Source organism: Rugamonas sp. DEMB1, assembly GCF_029834475.1.
Lineage (GTDB): Bacteria > Pseudomonadota > Gammaproteobacteria > Burkholderiales > Burkholderiaceae_D > Rugamonas > Rugamonas rubra.
On sequence record NZ_CP122407.1, the window covers coordinates 48,906 to 63,971 of the forward strand.

Here is a 15,066-nt window from a genome sequence, read left to right on the forward strand (position 1 = left end):
GTGCTGGCCGCAATCGACTGGTCGCGTCCCTGGTACGACACGATCCGCGCCGCCGTCACCCTGGCGGCCGGCGCCGAAGGCTTCATCGACAACCGCTTCATCGACAAATTCTGCCTGCAAGCGGCTTCCCTGAAATTGTGTAATCATCAGGGCTTGCCCTTGCGTTTCGTGCCACAAAGCGCGCTGCCCGAGGGCACCGCCTACGAGGCCTTCATCGGCGCCACCGGCGGCGTGCCGACGCGCGACAACCTGCACGACTTCTTCAACGGCCTGGTGTGGCTCAGCTTCCCGCGCATCAAGGTGCAGCTGAACGCCCTGCAGGCGGCGCAGATCGCCCGCGACGGCGTCGGCAAGTCGCGCGGGCCGGCGCGCGACGGCGCCACCATCTACGACGAGAACGCGGCCCTGCTCGTGGCGCGCGACAACGCCGCCGGCCACGAGCTGGTCGAGGCGCTGCGCGGCCACCGCTGGAGCGAGGCCTTCGTCGAGCGGCGCGCCAGCTTCGACGTGGACGCGCAGCTCTGGCTGTTCGGCCACGCGCTGATGGAAAAGCTGGTGGCGCCGCGCAAAGCCATCACCGCGCACACCCGCGTGGTGTTCGCCGGCGACGATTACTTCGCGCTGGACGACACGGCGCGCCGCGCCTGGCTCGACCAGCGCGAGGCGGCCGAGCTGGCCGCGCGCGGCCTGAGCACCGCCGACTTCACGCCGCTGCCGGTGCTCGGCGTGCCGGGCTGGTGGCCGGCGCAGGACCAGGCGTTTTACGACGACGCCAGCGTGTTCCGGCCAAAACGGAGCGCGCCGGCGAATTGACACGACAGGCCGCAGCAGCGGCAGAAAGCGCACAAACATGAGCCAGGCAATTCGTTGGGGTATTCTGGGAACCGGCAAGATCGCCAAGGCCTTCGCCAGCGCGCTGAAGGACACCCCGGGCGCCGAGTTGGCGGCGGTGGCCTCGCGCAGCGTCGACGGCGCCGCCGCCTTCGCCGCCGAGTTCGGCGCCGCGCGCAGCCACGGCAGCTACCAGGCGCTGGCCGACGACGCCGGCATCGACGTGGTCTACATCGCCACGCCGCACCCCATGCACCACGACAACGCCATGCTCTGCCTGCGCGGCGGCAAGGGCGTGCTGGTGGAAAAATCCTTCACCATGAACCGGCCGCAGGCCGAGGACATCATCGCGCTGGCGCGGCAAAAGAAGTTGTTCGTCATGGAGGCGATGTGGACCCGCTTCATGCCGGCCGTGCGGGAGGCCAAGCGCATCGTCGACAGCGGCGAGATCGGCCGGGCGGTGCAGGTGAACGCCGACTTCGGCTTCGCCGCCGACTTCGCGCCCGAGCACCGCGTGCTCAACCCCGAGCTGGGCGGCGGCGCGCTGCTCGACCTGGGCATCTACCCGCTGTCGATGGCCGCCTTCTTCCTCGGCGCCGTCGAGTCGGTGCAGGCGCAGGCGCAGATGGGGCCGACCGGCGTCGACGTGCAGACCGCCTTCTCGCTGCGCCACGAGGGCGGCGGCCTGTCGGCCTGCAGCTGCAGCCTGCTGGCGCGCACGCCGACCGAGTTGACCATCTCCGGCAGCAAGGGCTTCGTGCGCCTGCACGACCGCTTCCACAACACCGAGGAGATCTCGGTGACCTTGGTCAGCGGCGCCGCGCGCAGCAGCCGCAGCATCGTGCTGCCGCGCAGCGGCAACGGCTACGCCCACGAGGCCATCGAGGTGGGCCGCTGCCTGCGCGCCGGCCTGATCGAAAGCCCGATCATGCCGCACGCCGAAACGCTGGCGCTGATGGGCGTGCTCGACACCATCCGCGAACAGATCGGCCTGCGCTACGGCGCCGACCGCAACGACGGCTGAATCCTTAGTACCTAAGCAGAGCGCCCGACTAGGCGCCGGCCGGGCCCGAACGGGCCCACCACCGAGACAGAAAGAAGACCATGTTCACCTCCGACCGCGCACCGTCGCTCAAAACCGTGCTGCTCGCCAGCGGCCTCGTGCTCACCCTGGCGATGGGCGTGCGCCACGGCTTCGGCTTCTGGATGCAGCCGATCTCCCAGGCCAACGGCTGGACCCGCGAGACCTACTCGCTGGCGCTGGCGGTGCAAAACCTGATGTGGGGCGTGTTTGGCCCCTTCGCCGGCATGGCGGCCGACCGCTTCGGCACCATGCGCGTGGTGCTGGTCGGCGCGCTGGCCTACATGGCCGGCCTGGTGTGGATGGCGCTGGTGACCAACGCCACCCTGTTCGTGCTCGGCTCCGGCGTGCTGATCGGCTTCGCGCTGGCCTGCACCGCCTTCGGCGCGATCAGCGGCATCATCGGCCGCGTCGCCACGCCGCAGCAGCGCTCCTGGGCCTTCGGCATCTCCGGCGCGGCCGGCTCCTTCGGCCAGTTCCTGATGATGCCGATCGAGCAGCAGATGATCTCGCAGATGGGCTGGCAGGCCGCCTTCTACATGCTGGCCGCGCTGGTGATCATGGCGATGGTGCCGATGGCCTTCTTCCTGCGCGAGCCGGCGCACCAGCACGGCCACGGCCCGCAGCAGAGCATCGGCCACGCACTGGGCGAGGCGCTGCGCAACCGCTCCTTCCTGCTGCTGGTGGCCGGCTACTTCGTCTGCGGCTTCCAGCTGGTGTTCATCGGCGTGCACCTGCCGGCCTACCTGAAGGACAAGGGCCTGGCCAACGGCAGCGTCGCCGTGACGGCGCTGGCGCTGATCGGCCTGTTCAACATCATCGGCTCCTACCAGGCCGGCAAGCTGGGCGGGCGCCTGCCCAAGCGCTACCTGCTGTCGGCCATCTACTTCATCCGCGCGGCGGTGATCTCGCTGTTCTTGCTGGCGCCGCTGAGCGCCTGGTCGGTGTACCTGTTCGCCGCCGCGATGGGCTTGATCTGGCTGTCGACGGTGCCGCTGACCAACGGCGTCATCGCCGGCATCTTCGGCGTCAAGCACATGTCGATGCTGGCCGGGGTGGTGTTCTTCTCGCACCAGGTGGGCAGCTTCATCGGCGTCTGGCTGGGCGGCTACATGTTCACCAAGTTGGGCAGCTACGACATGGTGTGGGCCATCAGCATCGGCCTCGGCGTGATGGCCGGCCTGATCAACCTGCCGATCGACGAGCGCGCGCTGGTGCGCAAGGGCGAGCTGGCGGCGGCATGAGCGCGCCGCTGAAACGCTGGTTGCTGCGGCTGGCGCTGGCCGCCGTGCTGGCGCTGGTGTTCCTCGCCTACCTGCGGCCGGACTTCATGTTCGACCTGGCCAACCGCTTCACGCTGTGCTTCTAGCGGCGGCGGGGAGCGGTTTATGTGCCGGTGTCCTCGGCAAAACCCAGCGACGAAAATCTAGGGTCAGACCCTAGGGTCTGACCCTGCCTCTCTGCCTTTGGGTTTTGGCGCACCCTGCGCACGAACCTCACTGCCCAGGCCCCGGCCTAGACCTTGAGGAATTCCTCTTTGCCGCCCAGCCAGCGGGCCAGGTGGGCCTCCACCGTGGCCGCCTTGTCCGGCGTGCTGGCGTGCAGCAGGCCATGCGCCACGTCGCGCGCCTGGTCGACCAGCCAGCCGTCGGTCTCCAGGTCGGCGAAGCGCAGCATCGCCTGACCCGACTGGCGCGCGCCGAGGAACTCGCCGGGGCCGCGTATCTCCAAATCGCGGCGGGCGATCTCGAAGCCGTCGGTGGTCTCGCGCATGGTCATCAAACGCTGGCGCGCCACGCCGCCCAACGGCCCCTGGTACAGCAGCAGGCAGACGCTGGCCGCCGAGCCCCTGCCAACCCGGCCGCGCAGCTGGTGCAGCTGCGACAGGCCGAAGCGCTCGGCGTGCTCGATCACCATCAGCGAGGCGTTCGGCACGTCGACGCCGACCTCGATCACCGTGGTCGCCACCAGCACGTGCACCTGGCCGGCGGTGAAGGCGTCCATCACCTCCTGCTTTTCCGCCGTCTTCATGCGGCCGTGCACCAGGCCCACCACCAGGCCGGGCAGCGAGTCGGCCAGCATGGCGTGGGTGTCGGTGGCGGTCTGCAGCTGCAGCGCCTCGGACTCCTCGATCAGCGGGCAGACCCAGTACACCTGGCGGCCTTCCTGCGCCGCCGCGTAGACCCGCTCGATCACCTCGTCGCGCCGGTTCTGGTCGACGGCGCGGGTGACGATCGGGCTGCGGCCGGGCGGCAGCTCGTCGATCACCGACACCTCCAGATCGGCGTAGTAGGTCATCGCCAGCGTGCGCGGGATCGGCGTGGCCGACATCATCAGCTGGTGCGGCACGGCGTCCACGTTGCCCTTGTTGCGCAGGGTCAGGCGCTGGCCGACGCCGAAGCGGTGCTGCTCGTCGACGATCACCAGGCCCAGCTTGGCGAACTGCACGCCCTCCTGGATCAGCGCGTGGGTGCCGATCACCAGCTGCGCCTCGCCCGATTCGATCAGCGCGTAGGCGGCCAGCTTGTCCTTCTTCTTCAGGCTGCCGGTCAGCCAGGCCACCTTGACGCCGAGCGGCTCCATCCACGCCGCGATCTTGCGGAAGTGCTGGTCGGCCAAAATCTCGGTGGGCGCCATCAGCGCCGCCTGGAAGCCGCTGTCGATGGCCTGCGCGGCGGCCAGCGCCGACACCACCGTCTTGCCGCTGCCGACGTCGCCCTGCAGCAGGCGCTGCATCGGGTAGGGGTGGCGCAGGTCGGCGCGGATCTCGTCGAGCACGCGCTGCTGGGCGCCGGTCAGCTTGAACGGCAGCGCCGCCTGGAAGGCCTGCGACAGCGCGCCCACGCTCTTCAGCGCGGCGGCGCCCTTGGAGCGGCGGGCGCGCTGGGCGCGCTTGAGCGAGAGCTGCTGGGCCAGCAGCTCGTCGAACTTCATGCGCACCCAGGCCGGGTGCGAGCGGTCGGCCAGGGCGTGCTCGTCGACCTGCTGCGGCGGATAGTGCAGCAGCTTGACCGAGGGCTCGAAGTCGGACAGGCTCATCTCGGCGCGCAGCTCGGCCGGCAGGGTGTCGGTCCAGTCGATGCGCTTCATGGCGTCGTTGATGGCGCGCCGCAGTATCGGTTGCGACAGGCGCTCGCCGGACGGGTAGACCGGCGTCAGCGAGGTGGGCAGCGGGGCGCCCTCGTTGACCACCTTGTAGGTCGGGTGCACCATCTCGGCGCCGAAGAAGCCGTGTTTCAGCTCGCCGCGCGCGCGCACCCGGGTGCCCTCGGCCAGCTGCTTGACCTGGCTGCCGTAGAAGTTCATGAAGCGCAGTTGCAGGTCGCCGCTCTCGTCGGCGATGTGCACCAGCAGCTGGCGCCGTGGCTTGAAGGTGATCTCGTTCTTCACCACCAGGCCCTCGACCTGGGACGACTCGCCGCCGTGCAAACACGCCTCCTGGATGCTGACGACCTGGGTCTCGTCCTCGTAGCGCATGGGCAGGTGCAGCACCAGGTCCATGTCGGTGCGCAGGCCGAGCTTGGCCAGCTTGGCCTCCGGGCTGACGACTTTCTTGACTGCTTTTGGCTTCGGAACGGGCATATTCGGGCGATTTGCGGGCGTTTTTCAGACGCTAGCGTAAAATAGAGGGTTGGCCGTCGCGCAGCGAGGCCGATATTGTAAGGCTTGCGCGGGATCGCGGCATAGTGTGCGCGATCCGGGCGCCGTTCGTATTTTCCTCACACCGTCTAGAAGTTTGCTCATGTACTCGCTTTCCGATTTCGATTTTAACTTGCCGCCAGAGCGCATCGCGCAATTTCCCCTGCCGGACCGCAGCGCCTCGCGCCTGCTGCACCTCGCCGGCGACCAGCTGGTCGACCGCCAGTTCGCCGACATCGTCGAGCAGTTGCAGGCCGGCGACCTGCTGGTGATGAACGACACCCGCGTGCTGAAGGCGCGCTTCTTCGGCGTCAAGGAGAGCGGCGGCAAGATCGAGGCGCTGGTCGAGCGCGTGCTCGACAGCCGTACCGTGCTGGCCCAGGTGCGCGCCTCCAAGTCGCCGCCGCCGGGCTGCAAGATCCGCCTGGCCGACGCCTTCGACGTCACCGTCGGCGCCCGCGCCGGCGAGTTCTTCACCCTGCACTTCGACGCCGACGTGTTCGAGCTGATCGAGGCGCACGGCCGCCTGCCGCTGCCGCCCTACATCGAGCACACCGCCGACTCCTTCGACGAGACGCGCTACCAGACCGTGTTCAACAAGGTGCCCGGCGCCGTCGCCGCGCCCACCGCCGGCCTGCACTTCGACCAGGCGCTGCTGGCCAAGCTGGCCGCCAAGGGCGTGCAGTTCGCCTACGTCACGCTGCACGTCGGCGCCGGCACCTTCCAGCCGGTGCGCGCCGAGGTGCTGGCCGAGCACAAGATGCACACCGAGTGGTACACCCTGCCGCAGGCCACGGTGGACGCGGTGCGCGCCGCCCGCGCCGCCGGGCGCGACGTGGTCGCCGTCGGCACCACCAGCCTGCGCGCGCTGGAGTCGGCCTCGCAGAGCGGCGAGCTGCTCGCCGGCAGCGCCGACACCGCGCTGTTCATCACGCCCGGCTACCTGTTCAAGACCGTGACCCGCTTGATCACCAACTTCCACCTGCCCAAGTCGACCCTGCTGATGCTGGTCTCGGCCTTCGCCGGCTACGCGCAGATCCGCCGCGCCTACGCCCACGCCATCGCCAACGAATACCGCTTCTTCAGCTACGGCGACGCCATGCTGCTGACCACCGAGGCGCGGGCGCAACAGAAAAATTCATCGAATAATTAAGAGAAGAGAAAAACGCTCATGTTGGAATTTAAACTCATCAAGACCGATACCAGCGGCCTGACCAAGGCCCGCCGCGGCACCGTCAAACTCAACCACGGCGAAGTGCAGACCCCGATCTTCATGCCGGTCGGCACCTACGGCTCGGTCAAGGCGATGTCGCCGCTGGAGCTGAAGGAAATCAAGGCCGAGATCATCCTCGGCAACACCTTCCACCTGTGGCTGCGCCCGGGCAACGACGTGATCGCCAAGTTCGGCGGCCTGCACGACTTCATGGGCTGGGACAAGCCCATCCTGACCGACTCGGGCGGCTTCCAGGTGTTCTCGCTGGGCGCCATGCGCAAGATCACCGAGGAGGGCGTGCACTTCAACTCGCCGATCAACGGCGACAAGCTGTTCCTCTCGCCCGAGGTGTCGATGCAGATCCAGCGCGTGCTCAACTCCGACATCGTCATGCAGTTCGACGAGTGCACCCCCTACGAGATCGACGGCCGCCCGGCCACCCTCGACGAGGCGGCCAAGTCGATGCGCATGTCGCTGCGCTGGGCGCAGCGCTCGCACGACGAGTTCCACCGCGGCGGCAACCCGAACGCGCTGTTCGGCATCGTCCAGGGCGGCATGTTCGAGAACCTGCGCGACGAGTCGCTGGCCCAGCTCGAGGAGATCGACTTCCCCGGCCTGGCCATCGGCGGCCTGTCGGTCGGCGAGCCGAAGGAGGACATGATGCGCATGCTGGCCCACGTCGGCCCGCGCCTGCCGGCCAACAAGCCGCACTACCTGATGGGCGTGGGCACGCCGGAGGACCTGGTGGCCGGCGTCTCGAACGGCATCGACATGTTCGACTGCGTGATGCCGACGCGCAACGCGCGCAACGGCTGGATCTTCACCCGCTACGGCGACATCAAGATCAAGAACGCCCGCTACAAGGAGGAGAAGGCGCCGCTCGACGAGAGCTGCTCCTGCTACGCCTGCCGCAACTTCTCGCGCGCCTACCTGCACCACCTGAACCGCACCCAGGAGATCCTCGGCGCGCGCCTGAACACCATCCACAACCTGCACTACTACCTCGACATCATGCGCCAGATGCGCGAGGCGCTCGACGAGGACCGCTTCCACGCCTGGACCCTGCAGTTCCACGCCGACCGCGCGCGCGGCGTTTGATTTTGATGTCGCCAAGTCAAGAAAACACGGCGGTGTCAATATAGGGTCAGACCCTAGGGTCTGACCCTGGCTGTGCGCCAGCGGTTGGTTTTGGCTGCCGCCGCCACCCGCCGTGGGCAATAAATGTTGCAAGTCTTGTAAAAATTATGTAAGACCCCACCTAGCCGGCAGCCTTGGCTTCGCCGGCCAGTGCTAGAATACAGCGCTGTTTTTCAATCTAATCACCGGAGTTATCTGTGTTCATTTCCAACGCATACGCACAATCCCCACTCGACGCCCTGGGCCTGGGCGGCAACATCACCAGCTTCCTGCCGCTGATCCTGATGTTCGTGGCCATGTATTTCCTGATGATCCGTCCTCAGCAAAAACGCGCCAAGGAACAAAAAGCCATGATGGACGCGCTCGCCAAGGGCGACGAAGTGGTCACCGCCGGCGGCCTGCTGGGCAAGGTCGCCAAGGTCACCGAGGGCTACGTGACGCTGGAAGTGTCGACCGGCACCGAGATCGTCGTGCAGAAGAGCTCGATCACCATGCTGCTGCCGAAGGGCACGCTCAAGGCGCTGTAAGACCGGCGAGCACTTGGTCACGGGAACGGCCGCACCAGAAGCGCGGCCGTTTCCGTATGTTGCATATGTTGCATCCGACGCCTAACACTGAACGTTGAACAATATGAATCGCTATCCAGTCTGGAAGTACATCCTCATCGCCGTCGCCATCCTGCTGGGTGCGTTGTTTACGGCGCCCAACTATTTCGGCGAGTCGCCGGCGGTGCAGGTCACCAGCGGCAAGTCGACCGTCAAGATGAGCAGCGAGATGGCGGCCCAGGTCGCCGCCGTGCTGAAGAAGGAGAACATCGCCGCCGACGGCATCAGCTTCGACGGCACCGGCACCTACGCCTCGGTGCGCGCCCGCTTCGCCGACCCCGACACCCAATTCAAGGCCAAGGCCGTGCTGGAGAAGGATCTGAACACCGATCCGGCCGACCCGACCTACCTGGTGGCGCTGAACCTGCAGCCGAACACGCCGAAATGGATGCAAAGCCTGCACGCGCTGCCGATGTACCTCGGCCTCGACTTGCGCGGCGGCGTACACTTCCTGCTGCAGGTCGACGTCAAGGCCGCGCTGAGCAAGCGCGTGCAAGGCATCCAGGCCGCCGCCCGCAGCGCGCTGCGCGACAAGAACGTGCGCCACGCCGGCATCGACCGCGTCGGCGACACCATCGAGATCAAGTTCCGCGACGCCGACACCCGCAGCAAGGCCAAGGACGTGCTGTCCGGCCAGATGGCCGACCTGGCCTTCGTCGACAGCGGCGCCGGCGACGAGCTCAAGCTGCAGGTCAGCCTGAAGCCGGCCGCGCTCAAGCAAACCATCGACGACGGCGTCAAGCAGAACATCGCCACCCTGTCCAAGCGCGTCAACGAGCTGGGTGTGGCCGAGCCGATCATCCAGCAGCAGGGCGCCGACCGCATCGTCGTCCAGCTGCCCGGCGTGCAGGACGTGGCGCGCGCCAAGGCCGTCATCGGCCGCACCGCCACGCTGGAAGTGCGCATGGTCGACGACAGCGTCACCCCTGGCACCGAGCTGTCCGCCTCGATCCCGTTCAACTCCGAGCTGTTTACCGTCGGCAAGGGCGTGCCGGTCGTGCTGACCAAGGACGTCGCCCTGACCGGCGACTACATCGCCAGCGCCACCGCCAGCTTCGACCAGAACCAGCAACCGGCCGTCAGCATCGATTTGAACGGCGACGGCGGCCGCAAGATGCGCGAGGCGACCCGCGAGCGCGTCGGCAAGCGCATGGCCATGGTGCTGTTCGAGAAGGGCAAGCCGGAAGTGCTGTCGGTCGCCACCATCCAGAGCGAACTGGGTAGCCGCTTCCAGATCACCGGCATGGGCAACGCGGAAAACGCCGCCGAGCTGGCGCTGCTGCTGCGCGCCGGCGCGCTGTACGCGCCGATGGACTTCGTCGAGGAACGCACCATCGGCCCGCAACTGGGCGCCGAGAACATCAGCAAGGGTCTGCACTCGACCATGTACGGCTTCGCCGCCATCGCCGTCTTCATGATGTTCTACTACATGATGTTCGGCCTCTTCAGCGTGCTGGCGCTGGCCTGCAACCTGCTGCTGCTGATCGCCCTGCTGTCGCTGATGCAGGCCACGCTGACCCTGCCGGGCATCGCCGCGATCGCGCTGGCGCTGGGCATGGCGATCGACGCCAACGTGCTGATCAACGAGCGCATCCGCGAGGAGCTGCGCGGCGGCGCCTCGCCGCAGCAGGCCATCTCGGTCGGCTTCGAGCGCGCCTGGGCCACCATCCTGGACTCCAACGTGACCACCCTGATCGTCGGCGTGGCCCTGTGGGTGTTCGGCTCCGGCGCCATCCGCGGCTTCGCCGTGGTGCACTGCCTGGGCATTTTGACCTCGATGTTCTCGGCCGTGTTCATTTCGCGCGGCGTGGTCAACCTCTGGTACGGCCGCAAGAAGAAGCTGCAATCGATCGCCATCGGCACCGTGTGGGTGCCGGGCCTGTCGAAATAAGTATCGTCGCCGGCCGCCTCGCGCGGCCGGCCGCGCACTCCATACTCAGAGGATTTCATGGAATTTTTCCGGATTAAAAAAGACATTCCCTTCATGCGCCATGCGTTGATCTTCAACGTCATCTCGGCCTTGACCTTCGTCGCGGCGGTGTTTTTCCTGGTGACCAAGGGGCTGCATTTCTCGGTCGAGTTCAAGGGCGGCACCGTGATGGAGCTGAAATACGCCAAGGCCTCCAACCTCGAGGGCATCCGCCACTCGCTCGAGCAGATCGGCTACGAGCAGCCCGAGGTGACCAGCTTCGGCACCGCGCACGACGTCATGATCCGCCTGCCGATCATCAAAACGGTGGCCGGCTCGAACGCCTCGCAACTGGTGTTCGACAAGCTGTGCAAGGCCGAGCAGGGCGCCATGAAACAGATCGACACGGTCAGCGCCAAGGGCGAGCACATCGTCAAGGCCGGCTGCGTCGACGCCGCCGGCGCCGAGGCGGTGACCTTGCAGAAGGTCGAATTCGTCGGCCCGCAGGTGGGCGACGAGCTGGCCCAGAACGGCATGAACGCGCTGGCGATGGTGATCGTCGGCGTGATGATCTACCTGGCCGTGCGCTTCGAGTGGAAGTTCGCCGTCGCCGCCATCATCGCCAACCTGCACGATGTGGTCATCATCCTCGGCTTCTTCGCCTTCTTCCAGTGGGAATTCTCGCTGACGGTGTTGGCGGCGGTGCTGGCGGTGCTGGGCTACTCGGTCAACGAGTCGGTGGTGATTTTCGACCGGATCCGCGAAAACTTCCGCAAGCAGCGCAAGGCCTCGGTGCACGAGGTGATCGACAACGCCATCACCAGCACCATCTCGCGCACCATCATCACCCACGGCTGCACGCAGATGATGGTGCTGTCGATGCTGCTGCTGGGCGGCCCGACGCTGCACTTCTTCGCCATCGCGCTGACCATCGGTATCTGCTTCGGCATCTACTCGTCGGTGTTCGTCGCCGCCGCCGTCGCCATGTGGCTGGGCGTGACGCGCGAGGACTTGATCAAGCCGATCAAGGAAAAGGACGAAACGGACGGCGCGGTGGTGTAAACGCCGGCCCCGTCGAACTAGCAGTAGAAACCCTCCCCGCGTCGCCGCCGGGAGGGTTTTTTTACGGCCCACGCCTGTTCGCACCCGCCGCATGCGCGCCGGGCGCCCGCCGGCGCCGGTGCCGGCGTCTCCACCGCGACATGAAAAAGGGCGCCAGGTCTCGCAGACCGGGCACCCTTTGATCTTGCAGGAAGCCGGCGGCGGCGCCGGCGTTCTGGTGGCGGCGTTAGTTCGGTGTCGATTGCAGCGCGGCCGGTGCCGCCGCTTTCAGGTAGGCGGCCATCTGGCACAGCAGGCGGCCCAGGAAGACACCGTTGAACACGCCGAAGGTGGCGCAGACGGTGACGGCGAACAGCGGTTCCTGGCGCAGGGCGGGCGACATGGCGAAGGCGATGGCGACGGCGTACTTGGCGCAGAAGATGGCCATCATCAGGGCCAGCGGCAGCCAGCTGCCGCGCAGCGTGACGCTGCCCTCGGCGCGGTTGATGCCGATGCGTTTGGCGTCGATCAGCTGCCAGGTCAGGCCGGTGCCCAGCGCCGCGCCGATGAGCCAGGCCGCCAGCGGGGCGTCGTGCAGGCCGAAGCGGTTGGCGATGTCCTGCAGCGACAGCGCGACCATCACGGCGGGGATGATGAACAGCGAGCGCAGCGCGACCGTGCGGTCCTGGCTGGCGACCACGCCGCGGTAGACCAGGAAGCCCAGGATGGCCCAAACGTAGATTGGGGTGTGGCTGATGATCTGTTGCAGCATGGTGTTTCTCCTTGTTTGTTGGGTGTTGATGAGTGAACTATGCCCGCCGGCGCCGCGCCGCGCGGCGCGATGCGACGAAACGGCGCGGCGGCGGCGCGAAGTGGCGCGGCACGGCGCGGGCTGCGGCGGGACGGGGGGCGAGGCGATGCGGTGCCAACGGCCGAGCAAGGCGCAAGGCGCTGACCCCGGTGGCGGTGGTTTTTTCGGCTTAGCTGCGCAGCGAGAGGGCCTTCATCGAGGCGGACGGGCATTCGCCGAACAGCTTGCGGTAGTCGCTGGAGAACTGGCTGAAGTTGCACAGTCCCCAGGCGCCGGCGACGTCGCCGATGGCGCTGCCGCGCGCGGCCGGGTCGTGCAGTTGGCGCCGCACGCCGTTCAGCCGCACCATGCGCAGGTAGAGCATGGGACTCATGCCCAGCACGTCCTCGAAGCAGTACTGCAGCGTGCGCCGGCTCACGTGCACCTGCTCGCACAGCTCCGGCACGGTGATGCTGTCGGCGCGGTGCGCTAAAATGTATTCGCGCGCCTTGGCCACCACGCGCTGGCGCCGCTGCACGCTGGCGGCGGCCACCGGCTCGATGCAACTGCGGTCGAGCATCTCCAGCAGCGCGCCCAGCACCGCCTCCTGCCAGTGTGGCGTCGCCTGCGCCGCCGCGCCGCCGTGGCCGTCGTCGCCGAACAGGCCGGCCCGCGTCGGCATGGCGCCGCCGGCCGGCGCGCCGTGGCCGTCCCCGCCCAGCAGCGCGGCCAGCGTCTGCACGCAGGCGGCGCGGGCGGCGCCGTCCACCTGCAGCACCTCGGCCGCCTGCACCCGCTCCCAGTCGATCAGGCAGCCGCTGCGCTCGGCCGCCTCGGCCAGCATGCGGCGGCACACCACGATGCCGTAGATGCCGTAGGCGCTCGGCGTGACCAGCTCGAACTCCTGCTCGCCCGGCTGCACCATGATCCATTCCTGGCCGGCCTGGCGGCCGTTGATGCGGGTCGCCACCGGATGGTCGGGCAGGCCGAACCAGATGGCGCCCGGCCACACCCGGCAGGACTGCCGCACCGCCTGGCTCAGGCTTTCCTTGAAGACCTGGATCTTGGGCATGCGCAACTCGACCAGGGCGCCGCGGAACAGGCCGGCGCTGATCTGGTCGTAGCTCTGCTGCCAGTTGGTCAGCTCGCAGGCCAGCTGGTCGGCGTCGTGTGCCAGCACGGTGCGCGGGGCCGCCGGGCTGCGCAATTCCGGCGCACTGTGCAATAAAGGTGTACCAATCTGGTGCATGTTGTTTCCTCCTGAAATAGGCCCTGTTGCGCGCTGCCACAGCTGTCGTCAAGTTTGCCGATTTTCGATAACGTCGCGCCGGCCCGGACTCCTATACTCGATTCGTTGCAACTTCCATACCTGCCCCGAGTCGGCTCGACAGCTCGGCGCCCTTGGCGACGTTTGTTCTTACTGGAGAAAAAAATGAAAGCACATCAGGCATCCGGCGCGGCCCCGGCGCTGCAGCAGACGCTGGGCACGGTCCAACTGTGGGGCATCGCGGTCGGCCTCGTCATCTCGGGCGAGTACTTCGGCTGGAGCTACGGCTGGGCCTCGGCCGGCACGCTCGGCTTCACCATCACGGCGCTGTTCATCGCCGCCATGTACACCACCTTCATCTTCAGCTTCACCGAGCTGACCACCTCGATCCCGCACGCCGGCGGCCCCTTCGCCTACAGCAAGCGCGCCTTCGGCCCGCTGGGCGGCTACCTGGCCGGCGCGGCCACCCTGATCGAGTTCGTCTTCGCCCCGCCGGCCATCGCGCTGGCCATCGGCGCCTACCTCAACGTGCAGTTCCCCGCCGTCGATCCGAAGACGGCGGCGGTCGGCGCCTACCTGGTGTTCATGACGCTCAACATCGTCGGCGTGCAGATCGCCGCCAGCTTCGAGCTGTTGATGGCGCTGCTGGCCATCTTCGAGCTGCTGGTGTTCATGGGCGTGGTCTCGCCCGGTTTTTCGATGGCCAACTTCGTCAAGGGCGGCTGGTCCGGCGCCGACAATTTCAGCATCGCCTCGATCCCCGGCATGTTCGCCGCCATCCCCTTCGCCATCTGGTTCTTCCTCGCCATCGAGGGCGTCGCCATGGCGGCCGAGGAGGCCAAGGACCCAAGCGCTCGATCCCCATCGCCTACATCACCGGCATCATCACCCTGGTGCTGCTGGCCATCGGCGTGATGGTGTTCGCCGGCGGCGCCGGCGACTGGACCAAGCTGTCCAACATCAACGACCCGCTGCCGCAGGCGATGAAGGCGATCGTCGGCGAGAACAGCAACTGGCTGCACATGCTGGTCTGGCTCGGCCTGTTCGGTTTGATCGCCTCCTTCCACGGCATCATCCTGGGCTACTCGCGGCAGATCTACGCCCTGGCCCGCGAGGCCTACCTGCCGCGCTACTTCGCCAAGATCCACCCGCGCTTCCACACGCCGCACCGCGCCATCATCGCCGGCGGCGTGGTCGGCATCGCCGCCATCTTCAGCGACGAGTTGATCAAGATCGGCGGCCAAACGTTGACCGCCAACATCGTCACCATGTCGGTGTTCGGCGCCATCACCATGTACATCCTCAGCATGCTCAGCCTGTTCAAGCTGCGCCGCAGCGAGCCGGACATGGTGCGCCCCTTCCGCGCGCCGTTCTACCCCGTCTTCCCGGCCATCGCGCTGGCCGGCGCCGGCGTCTGCATGGCCACCATGATCTACTACAACCCGCTGATCTTCGGCGTGTTCACCGCCTTCATGGCCGGCGGCTACGCCTTCTTCCTGTCGACCCGCCGCAGCCGCCAGGAGCTGGCGCTGTACGACGCCGTTTGAACCCGC

At 67.4% G+C, this 15,066-nt stretch carries 12 protein-coding genes and 1 pseudogene; 10 read left to right on the plus strand and 3 right to left on the minus strand.

The genetic code is table 11. The features are described from left to right. From QC826_RS00210 to QC826_RS00225, 4 genes are all read left to right on the plus strand, one after another. Window positions 1-813: a DUF3025 domain-containing protein gene (locus tag QC826_RS00210; protein ID WP_279763882.1), complete on the plus strand. Its 813-nt coding sequence runs from the start codon at window positions 1-3 to the stop codon at window positions 811-813. A gap of 37 nt (window positions 814-850) precedes the next feature. Continuing rightward, a complete protein-coding gene (locus QC826_RS00215; protein ID WP_279763883.1) occupies window positions 851-1,855 on the plus strand; it encodes a Gfo/Idh/MocA family protein in 1,005 nt (334 codons plus the stop codon). Between the two features lie 80 nt (window positions 1,856-1,935). Continuing rightward, window positions 1,936-3,156: an MFS transporter gene (locus QC826_RS00220; protein WP_279763884.1), complete on the plus strand. Its 1,221-nt coding sequence runs from the start codon at window positions 1,936-1,938 to the stop codon at window positions 3,154-3,156. Beyond that, window positions 3,153-3,281, plus strand: coding sequence for a hypothetical protein (locus QC826_RS00225; protein WP_279763886.1), 129 nt, complete (start codon window positions 3,153-3,155; stop codon window positions 3,279-3,281). Before QC826_RS00220 ends, QC826_RS00225 begins: the two co-directional genes overlap by 4 nt. Before the next feature lie 146 nt (window positions 3,282-3,427). On the opposite strand, the gene recG is transcribed toward QC826_RS00225, so the two are convergent. After that, complete coding sequence (recG, locus tag QC826_RS00230; RefSeq protein ID WP_279763888.1) at window positions 3,428-5,494, minus strand: ATP-dependent DNA helicase RecG; 2,067 nt, start codon at window positions 5,492-5,494, stop codon at window positions 3,428-3,430. A 160-nt stretch (window positions 5,495-5,654) separates the two neighbouring features. Between recG and queA the strand changes: the two genes are divergently transcribed. The 5 genes from queA (at window position 5,655) to secF (ending at window position 11,477) form a co-directional block, all read left to right on the plus strand. Then, the gene (queA, locus tag QC826_RS00235; protein WP_279763889.1) at window positions 5,655-6,704 is read left to right on the plus strand and encodes a tRNA preQ1(34) S-adenosylmethionine ribosyltransferase-isomerase QueA; all 1,050 of its coding nucleotides are present in this window, start codon (window positions 5,655-5,657) and stop codon (window positions 6,702-6,704) included. 18 nt (window positions 6,705-6,722) lie between these two features. Continuing rightward, window positions 6,723-7,862: a tRNA guanosine(34) transglycosylase Tgt gene (gene tgt / locus QC826_RS00240; RefSeq protein WP_279763890.1), complete on the plus strand. Its 1,140-nt coding sequence runs from the start codon at window positions 6,723-6,725 to the stop codon at window positions 7,860-7,862. Window positions 7,863-8,098: 236 nt separating this feature from the next. After that, a complete protein-coding gene (gene yajC / locus QC826_RS00245; RefSeq protein WP_093389131.1) occupies window positions 8,099-8,428 on the plus strand; it encodes a preprotein translocase subunit YajC in 330 nt (109 codons plus the stop codon). 103 nt (window positions 8,429-8,531) lie between these two features. Then, window positions 8,532-10,397, plus strand: coding sequence for a protein translocase subunit SecD (gene secD, locus QC826_RS00250; protein WP_279763891.1), 1,866 nt, complete (start codon window positions 8,532-8,534; stop codon window positions 10,395-10,397). A gap of 57 nt (window positions 10,398-10,454) precedes the next feature. After that, window positions 10,455-11,477: a protein translocase subunit SecF gene (gene secF, locus QC826_RS00255; protein ID WP_279763893.1), complete on the plus strand. Its 1,023-nt coding sequence runs from the start codon at window positions 10,455-10,457 to the stop codon at window positions 11,475-11,477. A 226-nt stretch (window positions 11,478-11,703) separates the two neighbouring features. Here the strand turns inward: secF and QC826_RS00260 are convergent, their stop codons facing one another. Further along, entirely contained in the window at window positions 11,704-12,396 is a 693-nt protein-coding gene (locus QC826_RS00260) for a DUF6622 family protein (RefSeq protein ID WP_313872827.1), read from the minus strand. A 40-nt stretch (window positions 12,397-12,436) separates the two neighbouring features. Next, window positions 12,437-13,495: a helix-turn-helix domain-containing protein gene (locus tag QC826_RS00265; RefSeq protein WP_279763896.1), complete on the minus strand. Its 1,059-nt coding sequence runs from the start codon at window positions 13,493-13,495 to the stop codon at window positions 12,437-12,439. Between the two features lie 183 nt (window positions 13,496-13,678). Here QC826_RS00265 and eat point away from each other — a divergent pair. Then, window positions 13,679-15,060 (plus strand): annotated as a pseudogene (gene eat / locus QC826_RS00270) (ethanolamine permease). Window positions 15,061-15,066: the final 6 nt, after the last annotated feature.

Coding starts and splice junctions, on each gene's coding strand:
- QC826_RS00215 (WP_279763883.1), top strand. CDS start 851: ATGAGCCAGGCAATTCGTTGGGGTATTCTGGGAACCGGCAAGATCGCC.
- QC826_RS00220 (WP_279763884.1), top strand. CDS start 1,936: ATGTTCACCTCCGACCGCGCACCGTCGCTCAAAACCGTGCTGCTCGCC.
- QC826_RS00225 (WP_279763886.1), top strand. CDS start 3,153: ATGAGCGCGCCGCTGAAACGCTGGTTGCTGCGGCTGGCGCTGGCCGCC.
- recG (WP_279763888.1), bottom strand. CDS start 5,494: ATGCCCGTTCCGAAGCCAAAAGCAGTCAAGAAAGTCGTCAGCCCGGAG.
- queA (WP_279763889.1), top strand. CDS start 5,655: ATGTACTCGCTTTCCGATTTCGATTTTAACTTGCCGCCAGAGCGCATC.
- tgt (WP_279763890.1), top strand. CDS start 6,723: ATGTTGGAATTTAAACTCATCAAGACCGATACCAGCGGCCTGACCAAG.
- secD (WP_279763891.1), top strand. CDS start 8,532: ATGAATCGCTATCCAGTCTGGAAGTACATCCTCATCGCCGTCGCCATC.
- secF (WP_279763893.1), top strand. CDS start 10,455: ATGGAATTTTTCCGGATTAAAAAAGACATTCCCTTCATGCGCCATGCG.
- QC826_RS00265 (WP_279763896.1), bottom strand. CDS start 13,495: ATGCACCAGATTGGTACACCTTTATTGCACAGTGCGCCGGAATTGCGC.